14 protein-coding genes are annotated in these 17,156 nt (G+C 41.5%); 11 read left to right on the top strand and 3 right to left on the bottom strand.

The genetic code is table 11. The features are described 5' to 3' along the window. Nucleotides 1-25: 25 nt before the first annotated feature. The 3 genes from yidC to FOC45_RS04115 all read right to left on the bottom strand — a co-directional run bounded on the left by yidC (nt 26) and on the right by FOC45_RS04115 (nt 3,851). A complete protein-coding gene (gene yidC / locus FOC45_RS04125) occupies nt 26-1,846 on the bottom strand; it encodes a membrane protein insertase YidC (protein WP_009388946.1) in 1,821 nt (606 codons plus the stop codon). A 23-nt stretch (nt 1,847-1,869) separates the two neighbouring features. Next, a complete protein-coding gene (locus FOC45_RS04120) occupies nt 1,870-3,486 on the bottom strand; it encodes a CTP synthase (protein WP_009388945.1) in 1,617 nt (538 codons plus the stop codon). 224 nt (nt 3,487-3,710) lie between these two features. Further along, nucleotides 3,711-3,851, bottom strand: coding sequence for a hypothetical protein (locus FOC45_RS04115; RefSeq protein WP_155846596.1), 141 nt, complete (start codon nt 3,849-3,851; stop codon nt 3,711-3,713). 241 nt (nt 3,852-4,092) lie between these two features. Between FOC45_RS04115 and purE the strand changes: the two genes are divergently transcribed. The 11 genes from purE (at nt 4,093) to FOC45_RS04060 (ending at nt 16,980) form a co-directional block, all read left to right on the top strand. Further along, the gene (gene purE, locus FOC45_RS04110) at nt 4,093-4,578 is read left to right on the top strand and encodes a 5-(carboxyamino)imidazole ribonucleotide mutase (RefSeq protein WP_009388943.1); all 486 of its coding nucleotides are present in this window, start codon (nt 4,093-4,095) and stop codon (nt 4,576-4,578) included. Further along, nucleotides 4,571-6,121, top strand: coding sequence for a glutamine-hydrolyzing GMP synthase (guaA, locus tag FOC45_RS04105; protein ID WP_009388942.1), 1,551 nt, complete (start codon nt 4,571-4,573; stop codon nt 6,119-6,121). The genes purE and guaA overlap by 8 nt, the downstream gene beginning before the upstream one ends. 47 nt (nt 6,122-6,168) lie before the next feature. Then, complete coding sequence (locus FOC45_RS04100; RefSeq protein ID WP_034540581.1) at nt 6,169-8,094, top strand: LysM peptidoglycan-binding domain-containing protein; 1,926 nt, start codon at nt 6,169-6,171, stop codon at nt 8,092-8,094. Continuing rightward, a complete protein-coding gene (ung, locus tag FOC45_RS04095; protein WP_009388940.1) occupies nt 8,091-8,756 on the top strand; it encodes a uracil-DNA glycosylase in 666 nt (221 codons plus the stop codon). The genes FOC45_RS04100 and ung overlap by 4 nt, the downstream gene beginning before the upstream one ends. 190 nt (nt 8,757-8,946) lie before the next feature. Then, nucleotides 8,947-9,846, top strand: coding sequence for a YihY/virulence factor BrkB family protein (locus FOC45_RS04090; protein ID WP_009388938.1), 900 nt, complete (start codon nt 8,947-8,949; stop codon nt 9,844-9,846). 14 nt (nt 9,847-9,860) lie between these two features. Then, nucleotides 9,861-12,308 (top strand): primosomal protein N', encoded by a 2,448-nt coding sequence (gene priA / locus FOC45_RS04085; protein WP_009388937.1) that lies wholly within the window; start codon nt 9,861-9,863, stop codon nt 12,306-12,308. 64 nt (nt 12,309-12,372) lie between these two features. After that, on the top strand, nt 12,373-13,161 hold the full coding sequence (locus FOC45_RS04080) for a C40 family peptidase (protein ID WP_009388936.1): 789 nt from the start codon (nt 12,373-12,375) through the stop codon (nt 13,159-13,161). Nucleotides 13,162-13,186: 25 nt separating this feature from the next. After that, nucleotides 13,187-13,891, top strand: a complete 705-nt coding sequence (gene dapB, locus FOC45_RS04075; RefSeq protein WP_009388935.1) for a 4-hydroxy-tetrahydrodipicolinate reductase — start codon at nt 13,187-13,189, stop codon at nt 13,889-13,891. A 74-nt stretch (nt 13,892-13,965) separates the two neighbouring features. After that, nucleotides 13,966-14,772: a Cof-type HAD-IIB family hydrolase gene (locus FOC45_RS04070; RefSeq protein WP_009388934.1), complete on the top strand. Its 807-nt coding sequence runs from the start codon at nt 13,966-13,968 to the stop codon at nt 14,770-14,772. 31 nt (nt 14,773-14,803) lie between these two features. Then, nucleotides 14,804-16,342, top strand: a complete 1,539-nt coding sequence (lepB, locus tag FOC45_RS04065; protein ID WP_009388933.1) for a signal peptidase I — start codon at nt 14,804-14,806, stop codon at nt 16,340-16,342. Continuing rightward, entirely contained in the window at nt 16,342-16,980 is a 639-nt protein-coding gene (locus tag FOC45_RS04060; protein WP_009388932.1) for a WbqC family protein, read from the top strand. Before lepB ends, FOC45_RS04060 begins: the two co-directional genes overlap by 1 nt. The last annotated feature ends 176 nt before the right edge of the window (nt 16,981-17,156 follow it).

The raw sequence follows: 17,156 nt of genomic DNA, 5'->3' as shown, positions 1-17,156 counted from the left end.
TATTTCGTCTTTAGTTTTTTAGCTATTATCTTCTTTGTTGCGCCTTTTTCTGAGCTTCCGCCTGCTCCATCATTTCGCGCATTTTAGCCTGAAATTTGCTTTCTTTCTTAGGCTTCATCTTGTTTTCTTGTATCTGTGCGTGTATCTTCTTTTCATCTAGAATCCAATGCTTAATAGCCAACATAATAAGGATAGTCAGCAAGTTCGATACAAAGTAGTACAAACTGAGTCCGCTGGCATAGTTGTTAAAGAAGAACAACATCATCACAGGCGATAAGTAAATCAAGAACTTCATATTAGGCATACCAGGTTGTTGTGGTTGTACCGTCTGTGCCATTGTCATCATTGAGTAGATAAAAATAGCTACTGAAGCCAATAGCGGGAACAGACTCACGTGGCTGCCGTAAAAAGGAATTGAGAAAGGCAACTCAAATATCGCATCGTATGACGAAAGGTCTTCTGCCCATAAGAAACTCTTTTGGCGAAGCCCAAATTCAGTAGGGAAAAAGTTGAAGAGGGCTAAGAACACCGGCAACTGCAAGAGGGCAGGAATACAGCCACTCATAGGGTTTACACCCGCCTTGCTGTAGAGTGCCATTGTTTCTTGTTGGCGTTTCATCGGCTCTTCGTATTTTTTGTTAATCTCTTCTATCTCAGGGCGTAGCACCTTCATTTTAGCTTGCGATACATACGATTTATACACTATAGGCGAGAGTAATAAGCGCACTATAATAGTCATCAGTATAATTACCAAACCTACTGAAAAATAGTCAGCAAGGAAGTTGTACAGCGGTATAAAGAGCCACTTGTTCAACCAACCAAAGATACCCCATCCTAAAGGAATGAGTTCTGTAAGCTCATATTTGTCATTGTATTGTTTTAGCACATTATAGTCACTAGGACCAAAATAGAAGTGCAACGATTCGCTTAGCTCACCACCTTTAGTTTTGAGCGGAAAAGTACTTTTAAGGTTTTTAGTGTATTTCACATCTTTGCTCTCTTCATTAGCGATGTTATACGACAAAAAGTCGCCATTAGCAAAAGCGCTGTCCGAAATGAGCACCGAAGTAAATAGGTGTTGTTTATAAGCTACCCAGCTTACTTGCTCTTCTTTAGTACCGCTATTACCTCCTTGGCTCATACGGTTTATTTTGTCGTCAGCATACCTAATAGCCGATTGGGTATAGCGGTTTTCATAGGTTACGCTCTTTTCCATACGGCGTGCTTTCAGTCCCCATACTAACTCTATAGGATTTTGACTGTTTAGCACTCCCGAAAGTCCCTGACTGCGCACTGCTACATCTACCATATAGCCCTCTGCTGGCAGCGTATACACATATTCTAAATAGCTGTTTTCGCCTGTTTTGACCTTCATCGAAAGAAGCTGCTTTCCGTCTTTTTGACTTAATGAAGGCTCAAAATACAACTGTTGGGTATTGAGTTCTTGCCCTTGTGTGGTTTTAAAATTGAGAGCAAAAATAGCATTCTTATCCTTTATAAGGTACACCGGCATCGACTCATACGTCTTAAACTGTTTGAGCAATACCTCTTTTAGGTCTCCACCTTTATTGTTGATAGTCAGCTTTACATCTTTATTCTCAATTACGGTTACCCCGTCTTTAGCGGTTGGCTGAGCGTTGCTATAAGCAAAAGCTCCTAAGTCAGCGGTAGCAGCAGTAGCAGCATTATTTTGTGGGTTATTAGCTTTAGCAGCTTGTTCTTGTTCAGCTTTGCGTTTTGCTAACTCTTCTTGGGTAGGACGGTTGTTATTCATTACCCATAGCAGCAAAATAAATATAAGCACAAAGCCTATGATGCTTTTCAGGTCAAACTTTTTTTCTTCCATATAAATATAATAATTATCGTTTTTTAGTTCTTTTTCAATTTATTGTTTAAAGCAGCTTTTACAAAAGCAATAAAGAGCGGATGCGGATTAGCTACCGTACTCTTATACTCTGGGTGGTACTGTACCCCCACAAACCAAGGGTGAGTAGGCAGTTCTACCACTTCCACTAAGCCCGTATCAGGGTTTACCCCTGTGCATTGTAGTCCCGCTTTTTCTAAGGTCTCGCGGTAGTCGCTGTTAAACTCATAGCGGTGGCGGTGGCGCTCCGAAATCTGTTCTTTGCCGTATGCTTCGTATATCTTGCTACCTTTGGTCAGCTCACAAGCCCAAGCACCTAAGCGCATCGTACCTCCTTTGTGGGTAATCTGCTTCTGACTTTCCATTAGGCTAATCACAGGGTAAGGCGTATGCTCGTCCATTTCGGTAGAGTTAGCTCCTTTAAGTCCTGCTACGTGACGGGCAAACTCTATTACCGCCATTTGCATACCTAAGCAGATGCCTAAGAAAGGAATGTTGTGTTCGCGCACGTACTCTATAGCTTTTATTTTGCCTTCTATACCGCGTCCTCCAAAACCTGGCGCTACTAATACGGCGTCCAAATGCCCTAATTTAGCTTTTATATTTTCCTCGTTGATATGTTCAGAGTGAATGCTTTCCACATCCACACGCACCTCATTAGCGGCTCCCGAATGTATAAATGCCTCTAAGATTGATTTATACGAATCTTGCAACTCCACATATTTACCCACCAAACCTATTTTCACGCGGTGTTTAGGGTTTTTATATCGTTGCAAGAAAGCGTTCCATTGGGTCAAATCTGGGTCATTTTTGTAAGGGAGGTCTAACTTCTTAAGGGCTACTTTATCAAGCCCTTCTAAAAGCATTCGGTTAGGTACATCATAAATGGTCGAAACATCTATTGATTGTATTACCGCCTCGCGTTTTACGTTGCAGAAGAGGGCTAACTTATAGCGAAGCTCATCAGAAAGTTCGTGTTCAGTGCGGCATACCAATATATCGGCTTGTATACCACTTTCCATCAGCATTTTTACGCTATGCTGAGTAGGTTTAGTCTTAAGCTCACCAGCGGCAGCCAGATATGGCACTAAAGTAAGGTGAATAACTATACCATTATGCTCTCCCAAATCCCATAATAGTTGGCGCACCGACTCTATATAAGGTAGCGATTCTATATCGCCTACAGTCCCACCTATTTCAGTGATAACGATGTCGTACTCACCTGTTTTGCCTAGTATTTGTATGCGTTCTTTTATTTCGTTGGTAATGTGGGGTACTACCTGTACAGTTTTACCGAGAAACTCGCCTCGTCTTTCTTTTTCTATAACACTTTGGTAGATACGTCCTGTAGTTACGTTGTTAGCCTGCGAAGTATGCACATTTAGGAAACGTTCATAGTGTCCTAAGTCAAGGTCGGTTTCGGCGCCGTCTTCGGTTACGAAGCATTCGCCGTGTTCATAAGGGTTCAGAGTCCCCGGGTCTACATTTATATAAGGGTCAAACTTCTGAATAGTAACCCTATAGCCACGAGCCTGCAATAGTTTAGCCAGTGAGGCTGCGATAATACCTTTGCCTAAAGAAGACGTAACGCCTCCTGTTACAAATATATATTTAGTTGCCATTTCATTTATTTTGCCGCAAAATTACGAATAAAAAGCAAAACTACAAAAAATAAATATCATTAACTCTTTGTTCGCCTATTCTTTCTCCCCATAATTCCCTTAATCTCACCTGCCTCACCTGCCCCACTTGTCCCACATCTCTGCCCGTGCGGCTCGCACTCCCACTTGTCTCACCTGTCCCACTTGTCTCACCTGTCCCACTTGTCTCACCTGTCCCACTTGTCTCACTTATCCCACTTCTCTGTCCATGCGGCTCGCACTCTCACCCGTCCCACTTGTCTCACCTGTCCCACCCGTCCCACATCTCTGCCCGTGCGGCTCGCACTCCCACTCGTCCTACCTGCAAAATTCCTAATATTTTTCACTTTATTTTAAAAATACTGCAATTATATCTTCAGTACAGAAAAAATATATAATAGATATAGAAAGAATATAGGAAGCCCCAACAAAACTTATTATGAAATCCGCAACAAAACCAGAAAAATAGGCTACTCTCAGCCCTCCCATTCCTCCCAGACCTCCCATTCCTATCAAAAGCCAACAAAAAAATAATTTGTTTTTTTATTTTTTTTGTATTACTTTTGCGGCAAATTATTAATTCCTGAAATGAAAGTAGCTGTTGTAATGGGGAGCAAAAGCGACTTGCCCGTGATGCAAGAGGCAGTCGATATACTCCGTTCTTTCGACATAGAAACCGTGGTTGATATAGTATCGGCACACCGCACTCCTGAAAAACTAATGGATTTTGGCACCAATGCGCATCGCAGAGGCTTCAATGTTATTGTTGCAGGGGCTGGTGGCGCTGCTCACTTACCTGGTATGCTTGCCGCTATGTCGCCTCTACCGGTCATAGGCGTGCCTGTAAAAAGTAGTAATTCTATAGATGGTTGGGACTCTGTTCTCTCTATATTGCAGATGCCCAGCGGGGTGCCTGTAGCTACCGTTGCCCTCAATGGAGCTAAGAATGCTGGTATCTTGGCAGCACAAATATTAGCCAGTCAGCAGCCTGCTATACTCGATAAAATTATCAATTACAAAGAAAGTTTAAAACAAGCCGTACTAACTGCTGCGGCAACTCTTAACGATGAATAATAACACCTTTCAGGGCGCACGCCTACTGATATTAGACTTCGGCTCTCAATATACCCAGCTAATAGCCAGACGAGTAAGAGAGCTTAATGTGTATTGCGAAATACACCCTTTCAACCACTTGCCTGAGGACATCGATAGCTTTGCCGCTGTCATTCTTTCAGGCTCTCCTTATTCGGTACGCAGTGCCGAAGCCTTGCACCCCGACTTATCGGCTATCAAGGGCAAAAAACCGCTTTTAGCCGTTTGCTACGGGGCTCAATACTTAGCGCACTTCGGCGGTGGCGAGGTAGCTCCTTCTAATATCAGAGAGTATGGGCGCGCTCACCTATCGTATATCAACCCAACTAACGACCATCTATTCGAGGGCATCAGTCAGGGCAGCCAAGTGTGGATGAGCCACAGCGATACTATCAAACAGCTACCCGAAAGGGGCATATGCTTAGCCAGCACTGCCGATGTAGCCAATGCTGCCTACCGCATAGAGGGCGAAGACACTTATGCTATACAGTTCCACCCCGAGGTATCACACTCGGTCGATGGCACTAAACTACTGAGCAACTTCCTATTCAAAATAGCACATATCACCCCTAATTGGACACCCGATAACTTTGTAGAAATGACTGTTGCCAACCTCAAAGAGCAGGTAGGGAGCGAGAAAGTAATATTAGGTCTTTCAGGGGGGGTAGACTCCACTGTAGCCGCTGTATTGTTACACAAAGCTATCGGTAGTCAGCTACACTGCATATTCGTCAATAACGGATTGTTGCGCAAAAACGAGTTTGCTAACGTACTCAAGCAATACGAGGGTATGGGCTTAAATGTAAAAGGAGTAGATGCTTCCGAGCGTTTTCTTTCTGCTTTAGCAGGCAAAACTGACCCTGAAGAAAAGCGCAAAACTATAGGACGTGTATTTATAGAGGTGTTTGACGATGAAGCTCATAAGATAACCGATGCTAAATGGTTAGGGCAAGGTACTATCTACCCCGATGTGATAGAATCGCTATCTGTAAAAGGCCCTTCAGCTACTATCAAATCGCATCACAATGTAGGTGGGCTGCCCGACTATATGAAGCTAAAGATAGTAGAGCCCCTGCGAATGCTCTTCAAAGATGAAGTGCGCCGTGTAGGACGCACCTTAGGCATCGACCCCGAACTATTAGGCAGACATCCTTTCCCAGGTCCTGGGTTAGCTATACGTATATTGGGCGACATCACTCCTGAAAAAGTAGCTGTACTACAAGAGGTTGATGCTATCTTTATTGACGCCCTCAAAGAGGAAAAATTATATGATAAGGTATGGCAAGCAGGCGCTATATTACTTCCTATCAATAGCGTAGGGGTAATGGGCGATGAACGTACCTACGAAAAAGTAGTAGCTCTCCGTGCCGTAGAAAGCGTAGATGGTATGACTGCCGACTGGGTAGACCTACCTTACAAGTTCCTGCAAAAAGTGTCCAATACTATTATTAATAAGGTGAAAGGCGTAAACCGTGTGGTGTACGACATCAGTTCTAAACCGCCTGCCACTATCGAATGGGAATAGCATTTTATAATTCAGAATTTACAATTCATAATTATCTAATTATCACTATGAAACGTTTTTTAACACTAACCACCCTACTGTGCTGCGCCTTTAGTTATACTCAAACCAAGCATACGGCGAGCAACTATGAGAGCATCGAAAGTGTAGCCAAAATCTACCGTTTTTCGCCTGCTGACATTTTAAAACTCAACCCTGGCGTAAAAGATGGTATACAGAAAGGTACTACCATCAACATTCCAGTTAGCAAAGTGAAACACTACAGCACCCAGCGTCCTGTAGGGTTTACCTCACACGTGGTACAACCTAAGGAAACTTTCTTTGGTTTATCACAAAAATACAACATCACGATTGACGACCTAAAGCGCTATAACTTAGAGCTTTACTCTCGTGAGCTAATGGAGAATGAGCGCATAACTATTCCGCTATTTAGCAAGACCCCCGAAATGGTACAAAAAGGTGTTCAGGGGCAAAAACGCTATGTGGTAAAGCCACAAGAAACATTGTGGAAAATAGCTAAAAACCACAATGTAAGTGTAGAAGAGTTAGAGCGTATCAACAAGAAAGAGAAAGGCTTCAACCCTAACAGCCTAAAAGAAGGTCAAGAGATATGGGTACCTGCCTCAGCCGTAGATAGCTCAGAACCTACTCCAAATACTACCGAAAGCAACAATAAAGATTTAGTGCTTTACTTCGTAGAAAAAGGAGAAGGCTTCTACAGCTTAGAGCGCAAATTTGGGCTTTCAGAAGCTGAGCTTATCAAGTTAAACCCTACGCTAAAAGAGGGTCTAAAAACAGATGCTCAAATATGGGTACCAAAGGAAAATTACGACCGTTATAAAAGTAGTGCTTTCACGATGACGAACTACAGCTTTGAGAACTCTAACAGCACATTGCGTTCTGCCTCCTCACCCGCTAATGTCAAAGAGATTTCGTACATTTTGCCTTTCAAAGTATCAGACATCAGTGGTAGCGATAAGAGTCAAGCGCTAAAAGCACGCCTTAGTGATAACAAAATCACCCCTGTAGCAACTGATTTCTATTCAGGAGCGCTAATAGCTTTAGACTCTCTACAGAAAATGGGCTACAAATTCAAAGTAAATGTATTCGATAGCGAGGGCGACCTAAAGAAGATTGCCAGCAACGCTGGTGTACAGGCTTCACAATTGGTGATAGGCCCTTTCACTACCAAATCGTTTAATGCCTTAGCTGGCTTGCTAAACAATAGCAATACAGCTGTATTAGCTCCTTTGGCTAACAAAAATATCACCCTTAACCCCAATGTATACCAAACGCTTCCTAGCGATGAGGCTTTACAAGGGCAGATGATAAACTATCTAAACAAAACGTATGCTGATGAGAATATGATTATATTGGCAGACAGCAAAAACGCTGCCCTACGCGAGAAGTTAGAGCGTACTTTTCCTAATGCTAAGGTAGTAACCGAAATGTCAGCTAATGGTTTTGCCAATGCGCTCAACTATAGCAAAGAGAACGTGGTGGTACTACAATCCAATGATATAGGCTATGTATCTTTAGCAGTACGACTACTGCACAATGCTCTAAAGGTAAAAAAGAACAATGTGGCTCCTAAAATAACACTTACTACTTTAGAGCGCGGCTCTGTTTTTGATTCTACCAGCTTGTCTAACAATCAGCTATCTGATTTACATTTCACCTACCCTACGGTCAATAAGTATGCTAATGGCAGCGATACTTTCTCATCTCGCTACCTAAAAACCTATGGTATATTACCTAACAAATACGCTATCAGAGGCTTCGACCTAACTATGGACGCTGTATTGCGTTTAGGTGTTTCAGGTAATTTCAGCAGTGCAAGTACACGTATAGGCGAAACTTCATTCTTAGAAAACAAGTTTGCTTACTTTAAGAATGCCTACAAAGGCGGTGGTTTCGAAAACCAAGGCGTGTATATAGTACAGTACGACAATATGGAAATAAAACAGGTATTATGAAGGTAAGTATTCATCAAAGTTGGAAAGAGGTATTGCAAGAAGAGTTTAGCAAACCTTATTTTGAGCAGTTAGTGCTGTTCGTAAAACGTGAATACTCAGAAAATATTTGTTACCCTAAGGGGCAACAAATATTTTCTGCTTTTAACCATTGTCCGCTACCAGAGGTAAAAGTAGTGATTATTGGGCAAGACCCTTACCACGGAGAAGGGCAAGCTAACGGATTGTGCTTCTCTGTGCACGATGGTATTCCGCACCCTCCCTCATTGGTCAATATTTTCAGAGAGCTCAACACCGATTTGGGTGTCCCCTACCCTCTTAGCGGCAACTTAGAGCGTTGGGCTTCACAAGGGGTATTACTGCTCAATGCTACCCTTACCGTAAGGGCTAATAATGCTGGCAGTCACCAAAAACAAGGGTGGGAGACCTTTACTGATGCAGTAATAAAAGCGGTATCAGCACATTGCAACCACGTAGTATTTATGCTTTGGGGGGGCTATGCTAAAGAAAAAGCTAAACTTATAGACCCTGCTAAGCATTGTATATTAACGGCAGGACACCCTTCGCCCCTAAGTGCTAATCGCGGTTACTGGTTTGGCAATAAACATTTTAGCCAAGCCAATGCCTACCTAAAGGCTAACGGCAAAAACGAGATTATCTGGTAATTTACTAATTCGCTAATTAACTAATTTGCTAATTATGATGCTCCCTTTCCTTGGATTTTTACTTTTTGTATTATTGCTACTGATGAGCTTTTGGCTACTAGCTTTCTTATTAGTAGTGTTGCCTTATTGGTGGATTGGCAATTTATTAGAGAAAAAGAAATAACTTTTTTAAACATCATTTAAAAACTATATGAAATGGCTTTTATCCCTGCCTATCATTAGGCATCTGATTCAGTTTTTAAAGAGCATTCCGCTGTCTAAGAATGCCTTTTCGCTGTATGACTTGCTCGAACTATACATTTCCGGACTTATCAAAGGGACGCTTACCCATAGGGCAAGTGCCATTGCCTATAGCTTTTTCTTAGCCATCTTTCCTTTTCTGTTGTTTATACTCAACCTTATCCCCTATATTCCTATCGACCACTTTCAGGTAGATTTCTGGGTCTTTATAGACGGACTTCTCCCTCCGGGTACCCATCAGTTTTTCTCAGACATCTTTTTTGATATAGCCGAAAAAAGGCGCGGCAGCTTGCTATCGTCAGTTTTTTTCCTCTCTATCTTTCTAATGACCAATGGTATTATGGCTATCTTTGGCGGGTTTGAGTTCTCTTATCACATACAGCTAACCCGTACCTATGTCAAACAGTATCTATACGCCCTAATGGTTGCTATCATCTTGTCCCTATTAGTGCTATTTGTAGTGATTACCTTTATGGGCTACGAAATCTATTTAGTGCCTTACTTAGAAGAAATAAACTTCCTAACCGACAACGAAACTCTACTAAAAGTATCAAAATTAGGCTTTGTAGCGGTGATGACCTACATTGCTACCTCTATTTTATTCTATTTTGGCACTATAGAAGGGCGAGAAAGCAAGTTTTTTTCAGTAGGTTCTACTTTTACTACAATTCTTTTTGGGGTTACCACCTATCTTTTTGGTATTTATATCGAAAACTTCTCACAATACAACCAATTATACGGCTCAATAGGGGCATTACTTATCTTTTTACTCTATATTTGGATAAACTCCAACATTCTTTTGCTCGGTTTTGAGCTGAATGCTACCCTACTAAAACTAAAGAAAAACTAAAGTACCCTGAATTGATGTATTTCGTAGATGTCATATTGCCCCTTTCGCTCAATAAGCTCTATACCTATCGTATCAATAAGCAAGAAGCACTTTTCCTCAAAAAGGGAATGCGCATAGCGGTACCTTTTGGCAAAACGAAAGTCTATACCGCTATCGCATACGAAATACATACTAACGAACCCGTATACGAAACTAAAGATATAGCTTATATATTAGACGAAACCCCTATAGTAACCGAGCGACAACTCGCCCTCTGGCAGTGGATAGCCCAATACTATATGTGCACCTTGGGCGAGGTGATGAAAGCCGCTCTACCTACTGCTTTTATTTTAGAAAGTGAAACCATCATAGAAATAGACGAAAAAGAGATGGACAGCCAGCTCTTTAGTGATGACGAATGGCAAGTATACGAAGCGCTACATTATAAAACAGCTCTAACAGGCAGTGAGGTAAGCCGTATAATTCCTAAGAAAAAGACACTAAAAGTACTAAAGAACTTAGTAGAAAAAGGAGCGGCAAGAGTTTCCGAAAAGATTTTTGAAAAGTACGTACCAAAGCTTATTAAGTACGTGCGATTAGCCCCTGCTTATCAAACAGAAGCGGGACTAAAAGAAGCCTTAACAATATTAGGGCGTGCCCAGAAGCAAAAACAGTTGATTATGGCGTATTTCACCCATATTAACAAAGAAAAAACACCTCTAAAAGCCGATACACTTATAGAAATAGCCAAAGTATCTGCTCCGATACTCAAAGCGGTTGTCGAAAAAGGCATTTTTGAAGAATATTACCTACAAAAGGACCGTGTGAGCTTTGCTGATGATGAAACTTCAACAGAAAGAAAACTTACAACCGCACAACAGACGACCCTCGCTTCTTTAAAACAACAATTTACTGAAAAGAAAACCGTTTTGCTACAAGGCGTACCTGCTTCTGGCAAGACAGAACTCTACATAAGCCTGATAAAAGAATGCTTAGAGAGAGGGCAACAAGCACTATACCTACTGCCCGAAATAGGACTAACAGTCCACCTAATCAATCGATTAAAAAAGCACTTTGGGCAACACCTATCGGTATACCATTCTAAATACAGCACCAATGAGCGGGTCGAGGTGTGGAACAACGTATTACATAACCACCCTAAAGCGCAAGTGGTTGTTGGGGTGCGCTCATCGGTATACCTACCTTTTCAAAATTTAGGTTTAGTGGTGATAGATGAAGAACACGACAGTTCTTATAGGCAGTTCGACCCAGCGCCACGCCTACAAGCCCGCGACACCGCTATTATGCTATCAAGCTCTTTTGAGGCTTATACCCTGCTGGGGAGTGCAACTCCTTCGGTAGAAAGTATGTATAACGTAAAGCAACAAAAATATGGTTTCGCTTATTTAGGCGAACGGTATGCTAACTATATGCCGCCTCTTATCGAAATCATCGACCTAAAAGATAAGCAACATCGCAAGCAAATGACAGGGCATTTCTCCGATGCGCTGATAAAAGCTATACAACAAACACTGAGCGAAGGGCGACAAGTGTTGCTCTATCAAAACAGACGAGGCTATGCGCCTATAGTGCAGTGTACTCATTGTGGCACCGTACCCCAATGTCCTCACTGCGATGTAAGTTTAACCTTTCACCAAGGCAGTCAGCAGTTGCGCTGCCACTACTGTGGTTATAGCATACCGATGTATAAAACCTGTGTAGCCTGCGGAAGTATTGATTTGAAAACGAAAGGCGTAGGCACAGAGCAAATTAGCAAAGAGTTATCAGAACTATTCCCCAACGCTCGTATCGATCGTATGGATCAAGATACCACCAATGGCAAATATGGCTATGAGAAAATACTATCAGATTTTGAACAGCAAGAAACCCAAATTTTAGTAGGTACTCAAATGATTACCAAAGGTTTGGACTTTACCAATGTGGGCTTAGTAGGGGTTATGAATGCTGATGCCGCTATCCACTCCCCCGACTATAGGGCGTATGAGCGGAGTTTTCAACTGCTGATGCAAGTATCAGGGCGTGCAGGACGCAGTGCGCAACAAGGGCGCGTACTTATCCAGACCTATAACCCACAGCATCCGGTACTACTACAGGTATTGCGCAGCGACTTCAGAGGGCTCTACCAACACCAAATAGAGGAACGAACCGCCTTTGGCTATCCGCCTATAATACAAATGATTAAAATCACACTCAGGCATACTGACTTCAACCGCGTAAGCGAAGGAGCCGATTGGTTTGCCAAAGCCTTAAGAGAGAAGATAGTACAAGAAGGTGTAAGCGTATTAGGACCCGAATTTCCTGCTATACCGCGCATTCGCAATGAATATATAAAAGAAATATTAGTAAAAATTGATGCTCAAAAAGCCTCTATACGGCAACTAAAAGCACTAATTTTGCGTACAGAAGTATCGCTACAGTCTATAGGTAGTTTTAGAGCGATAAGAACGAGTTACTTGGTGTAAGAAGTGAATATTTTACTAATGATTAGTTGCTAATTGTCAATATTTTATTACTTTTGCAAACGTGATGAATATAAAGATTTTAGATACACCCTACGGGATATGCCATTTAAGCGTAGTGCCCGTGCGCTTAGCTCCTGATGAAGGGGCTGAAATGGTAACGCAATTGCTCTTTGGCGAGTTGCTACAAGTGCTAGAAAAACACAACAGCTGGAGTTATATACGGCTACTCTTTGACAACACTGAAGGATGGGTAGACAACAACCAAATTACCGAAATATCGGATAAAGACTACCGCAAGTCGCTAAAAAAGAAAGACAAATACGCTCATAAATGGCTTACAAATCTCCGCCTAAAGACCGGAGATGACCTTTTTCTACACATTCCCAAAGGGGCTACCTTCTCACATAACCATCTGTTGCACACTTCTCAGTCTACTCAGCGACCATCAAATAAGGGCGTGGTAGCTACTGCTTTAGAGTATCTAAATGTTCCCTACTTATCAGGTGGCAAAACACCTTTTGGCATAGACGCTTCCGGATTAGTGCAAATGGTGTTCAAGTTAAACGGCATACATCTACCTCGCACTGCCGACCGACAGGCGCTTTGCGGAAGTGCTATCAGCTTTATAGAAGAGAGTCAAGCAGGCGACTTAGCTTTTTTTGATGATGAAGAAGGCAATATTATACACGTAGGCATATTGTTGGGCGACAATAAAATCATTCATTCATATGGCAAAGTACGGATAGACAGATTAGACCACATCGGTATTTTCAACAGCGAACTGCGCAATTATACTCACCAACTCAGAACAATGCGCACAATGGTATCTGAAAAACTAACGACTAAAGGCTAAAGACTAACAACTAATAATCAAACAAATGAAAATAGCACTTCTTGGTTATGGCAAAATGGGCAAAACTATTGAGCAGATAGCCCTTAAAAGAGGACACGAAATTGTACTCAAAATAGATAACGACCACACTGATTACGACATCACTCAAGCCGATGTCGCCATAGAGTTTAGCACTCCTAACAGCGCTTTTGCTAATATCAGCAACTCTCTGCGCCACCGCGTACCCGTAGTAGCAGGCACTACGGGTTGGTTAGCTCATTATGATGAGGCGGTAGCCCTATGCAAAACTCACGATACGGCTTTCTTATACGCCTCAAACTTCAGTGTAGGAGTAAATATTTTCTTTGCTCTGAATCAAACTTTAGCTAAACTGATGGCCTCCTTAAATGATTACCACATCAGCATAGAGGAAATTCACCACACACAAAAATTAGATGCTCCCAGCGGAACCGCTATCACCCTTGCTGAAGGTATTATAGCCGAGACTGATAAGAGCGCTTGGCAATTGGGTACTACTGCTGATGAAAACATTATACCAATAGAAGCCAAACGCATCGGCAATACCCCTGGTACCCATATAGTAACTTATAGCAGCGATATAGACACTATAGAGATAAAGCATACTGCCCACAACCGCAATGGTTTTGCCTTAGGTGCTGTAATAGCTGCCGAATGGCTACTCAACAAAAAAGGCACTTATTCTATGAAAGATGTTCTAAATCTAAAATAAATTTAAGCCTAACTGCTTTCTCAAAAGAAAAAAGGCATTATCTTTGCAGTGCAAAATAACAACTTACAATTTTTATGTATAAAATCATTTTTTCGGATATAGATGGTACTCTGCTAAATGGAGACCGCACCCTCTCTGAAGCTACCATTAGGCAAGTGAAAAGACTGAAAAGTACGATTCCTTTCATACTAGTATCCTCTCGGATGCCCGACCAAATGTACCACCTGCAGAAGGATTTAGGTATAGAAGGGTTACCGATTATCGCTTATAACGGAGGGTTGGTGCTCAACGGCGAAAAGGTACTACATAGCGCAGTCATACCCTACCCTGTCCTAAAGGAAATTGTTACTATTAATGAAGAAAAGTTTGGCGGAGAGATACACATCAGTTTTTATCGCAATAATAAATGGTATGCCCCCCAATACGACCAATGGGCAAAACGCGAAGAAAACAATACTTTAGTAAGTCCTACGATACGCCCTAACCGAGAAGTTTTATCAAGGTGGGAAACCGAGCAAAAAGGAGCCCATAAATTGATGTTAATGGGTGAAACAAATCTTATAGAGTCTATGTTTCAACTATTGAATGAAAAATATGCCTCTGTTATGCAAATATACAGAGCTAAAGACACCTATATAGAGGTTGCTGACATTAGTATTTCTAAACTTACAGGGGTAAAAATTGTATTAGACGAAGTATACCACTTATCACTAAACGAAGCTATAGCTTTCGGCGATAACTATAATGATTTAGAGATGCTCAAAGGGGTAGGTTGTGGGGTAGCCGTAGACAATGCCCGCGATGAGGTAAAAGCTGTAGCCAAACATCTAACAGACCACCATTCTAAAGACGGTGTCGCCTCTTTTTTAGAGAAATTATAGCATAATTCACCATTGATAATTCATAATTAATATGATATACATTTACATTTTAATTGCAGTACAACTGCTAAACGGACTTTTCTTCTGGAAAGGATATGAAAAAGCAGGCTACAAAGGGTGGCAAGCCTTTGTACCTTTTTATAATACGGTGATATTTTTAAGAATCATCGAACGCCCTTGGTGGTGGGTATTCCTACTCTACCTACCCGTGATAGGCAACATTATGGCAATAGTGATGAACTACGAGTGGCTACACGTATTTGGTTACCGCCAAAAACGCTACACCCTCTTATCGGTTGTTACCCTTGGGCTCTTCACTGCCTATCTGATGTACCAACCAAAAGTAGTATATGTAGGAAAAGACTATGAAGTGATAAAGAAAAACGTCTCTACTTGGGTGAGTGCTACTCTCTTTGCGGTAGTAGCAGCTTCGGCTATACACACCTATTTCATTCAGCCGTATATGATACCTACCTCATCATTAGAGAAAACTCTATTAGTAGGCGATTTTCTTTTTGTGAGCAAGTTTCACTACGGAGTGCGTATCCCTATGACCCCTCTATCTCTACCAATGGTACACGATTCTATACCTATAATAGGCACTAAATCATACCTAAAAGTACCTCAGCTACCTTACCTACGCCTACCTGCTTTTCAAAAAGTAGAGCGCAATGACATCACGGTGTTCAACTGGCCTACCGACACAGTACGATACTTCCGCGACAACTCTAAAATACACATCGATAAGCCTATCGACAAAAAATCTAACTACGTAAAACGCACCGTAGCCGTAGCGGGTGATAAACTGCAAATCATAGACGGCGATGTTTGGATAAATGGTAAAAAAGAAATCTATCCTGTAAGGGCTAAATTGCAAAGCTCTTATATAGTAGTAACTCAGCCCAATATAGACCTTTCGCCACAGCTGATGTACCAACAATTTGGTGTAACTGACCCTTCGGGAATGATAGCTGCTAACACCTATATTTTCACCTCACTCACTGATGAGGTAGCACAAGCCTTGGCTAAAAGTGCAGGCATAGTATCGGTAACTCGCAATATTAACGACAAAGGCTATAACCCTGCTATATTCCCTCATTCACCTGCTTTCCCTTGGAATGAAGATAATTATGGGCCTATTACCATACCTGCTCAAGGTGCAAGTGTAGCACTATCAGTAGAGAACCTACCACTGTATAAGCGCATTATCAAAGAGTACGAACACAATACGTTAGAAGTAAGAGGAACAGAGATTTACATCAACGGACAAAAAGCAAGTTCGTACACCTTTAAGCAGGATTATTACTGGATGATGGGGGATAACCGCCACAATTCAGAAGATAGTAGGTTCTGGGGCTTTGTGCCAGAAGACCACATCGTAGGCAAGCCCGTACTCATCTGGATGAGTCTCGATAAAAACCAAAGTGGATTTAACAAAATTCGTTGGAAACGCCTCTTTACCACTGTGAATGGAGAAGGAGAGCCCGTATCATACAGTTGGGTAGTTTTATTACTCTTAGGCGGATGGGCAGGCTACAGCTTCTTACGAAAGAAAAAAGTAAAAGAATAATGACAGAGCAAGTATTATTACACCCTACTTATTTCCCTTCAATAGCACAATTTCACCTAATACTCAGCTATCCGTGCGTGTTAGAAGTATCTGACAATTATCAGAAGCAAACGCTTAGAAATAGAGCTTATATCTATGGTGCTAATGGCAAACAAGCCTTAAATCTACCTATTAAACACGTAGGAGGAGAAAATGGTAGGCAGCTATTCAAAGATGTGAAGGTAGAAAACCATTTCCCTTGGCAACGCCTACATTGGAAGAGTTTAGAAACCGCCTATCGCACTTCGCCTTATTTTGAGTATTACGAAGACGATTTAGTGCGTATCTTTGAGAAGCCTTACACCTACCTATTAGATGTAAATATAGACACCATAGAAACCATTTTGGCCTGCTTATTAGTGAATATCAACTTTGATAAAACGAGTACTTACGAAGCGCAGCCCGAAGCAGTAAAAGATTATCGCTACTTAAGTAGTGCTAAGAAAGAGGTTAATGTAACTATGGAGCCCTATCACCAGATATTTTCAGATAAACACGGTTTTATCAAGAATCTATCAGTGTTAGATTTGCTATTTCACGAAGGCCCTAACACTCTTGATTACTTAAACAATGTAAGTATAGGTATGATAAACTTATAAACAAAGTTGTGTAATTACACGAATTGAAACGTGTAATTACACAACTTTCACATTTTACAACACAAGATTACTAACTCAAAAAGTACCTATACAAATCTGATATTTAAGTACTTACAAAATAAAATAACATTAAAAAATAGTTTGGCACAGTATTTTCAGTACAATAAGTGAAATAG

The sequence above is a fragment of the Capnocytophaga sp. FDAARGOS_737 genome (assembly GCF_009730375.1).
In the GTDB taxonomy this organism is placed as follows: domain Bacteria; phylum Bacteroidota; class Bacteroidia; order Flavobacteriales; family Flavobacteriaceae; genus Capnocytophaga; species Capnocytophaga leadbetteri.
The sequence above is the reverse complement of the archived record's forward strand: the minus strand, read 5'-3'. Positions and strand labels throughout refer to the sequence as shown.

Bases quoted from the DNA above. Each gene is read 5' to 3' on its own strand.
- yidC (WP_009388946.1), bottom strand. From the start codon at position 1,846: ATGGAAGAAAAAAAGTTTGACCTGAAAAGCATCATAGGCTTTGTGCTT.
- FOC45_RS04120 (WP_009388945.1), bottom strand. From the start codon at position 3,486: ATGGCAACTAAATATATATTTGTAACAGGAGGCGTTACGTCTTCTTTA.
- purE (WP_009388943.1), top strand. From the start codon at position 4,093: ATGAAAGTAGCTGTTGTAATGGGGAGCAAAAGCGACTTGCCCGTGATG.
- guaA (WP_009388942.1), top strand. From the start codon at position 4,571: ATGAATAATAACACCTTTCAGGGCGCACGCCTACTGATATTAGACTTC.
- FOC45_RS04100 (WP_034540581.1), top strand. From the start codon at position 6,169: ATGAAACGTTTTTTAACACTAACCACCCTACTGTGCTGCGCCTTTAGT.
- ung (WP_009388940.1), top strand. From the start codon at position 8,091: ATGAAGGTAAGTATTCATCAAAGTTGGAAAGAGGTATTGCAAGAAGAG.
- FOC45_RS04090 (WP_009388938.1), top strand. From the start codon at position 8,947: ATGAAATGGCTTTTATCCCTGCCTATCATTAGGCATCTGATTCAGTTT.
- priA (WP_009388937.1), top strand. From the start codon at position 9,861: ATGTATTTCGTAGATGTCATATTGCCCCTTTCGCTCAATAAGCTCTAT.
- FOC45_RS04080 (WP_009388936.1), top strand. From the start codon at position 12,373: ATGAATATAAAGATTTTAGATACACCCTACGGGATATGCCATTTAAGC.
- dapB (WP_009388935.1), top strand. From the start codon at position 13,187: ATGAAAATAGCACTTCTTGGTTATGGCAAAATGGGCAAAACTATTGAG.
- FOC45_RS04070 (WP_009388934.1), top strand. From the start codon at position 13,966: ATGTATAAAATCATTTTTTCGGATATAGATGGTACTCTGCTAAATGGA.
- lepB (WP_009388933.1), top strand. From the start codon at position 14,804: ATGATATACATTTACATTTTAATTGCAGTACAACTGCTAAACGGACTT.
- FOC45_RS04060 (WP_009388932.1), top strand. From the start codon at position 16,342: ATGACAGAGCAAGTATTATTACACCCTACTTATTTCCCTTCAATAGCA.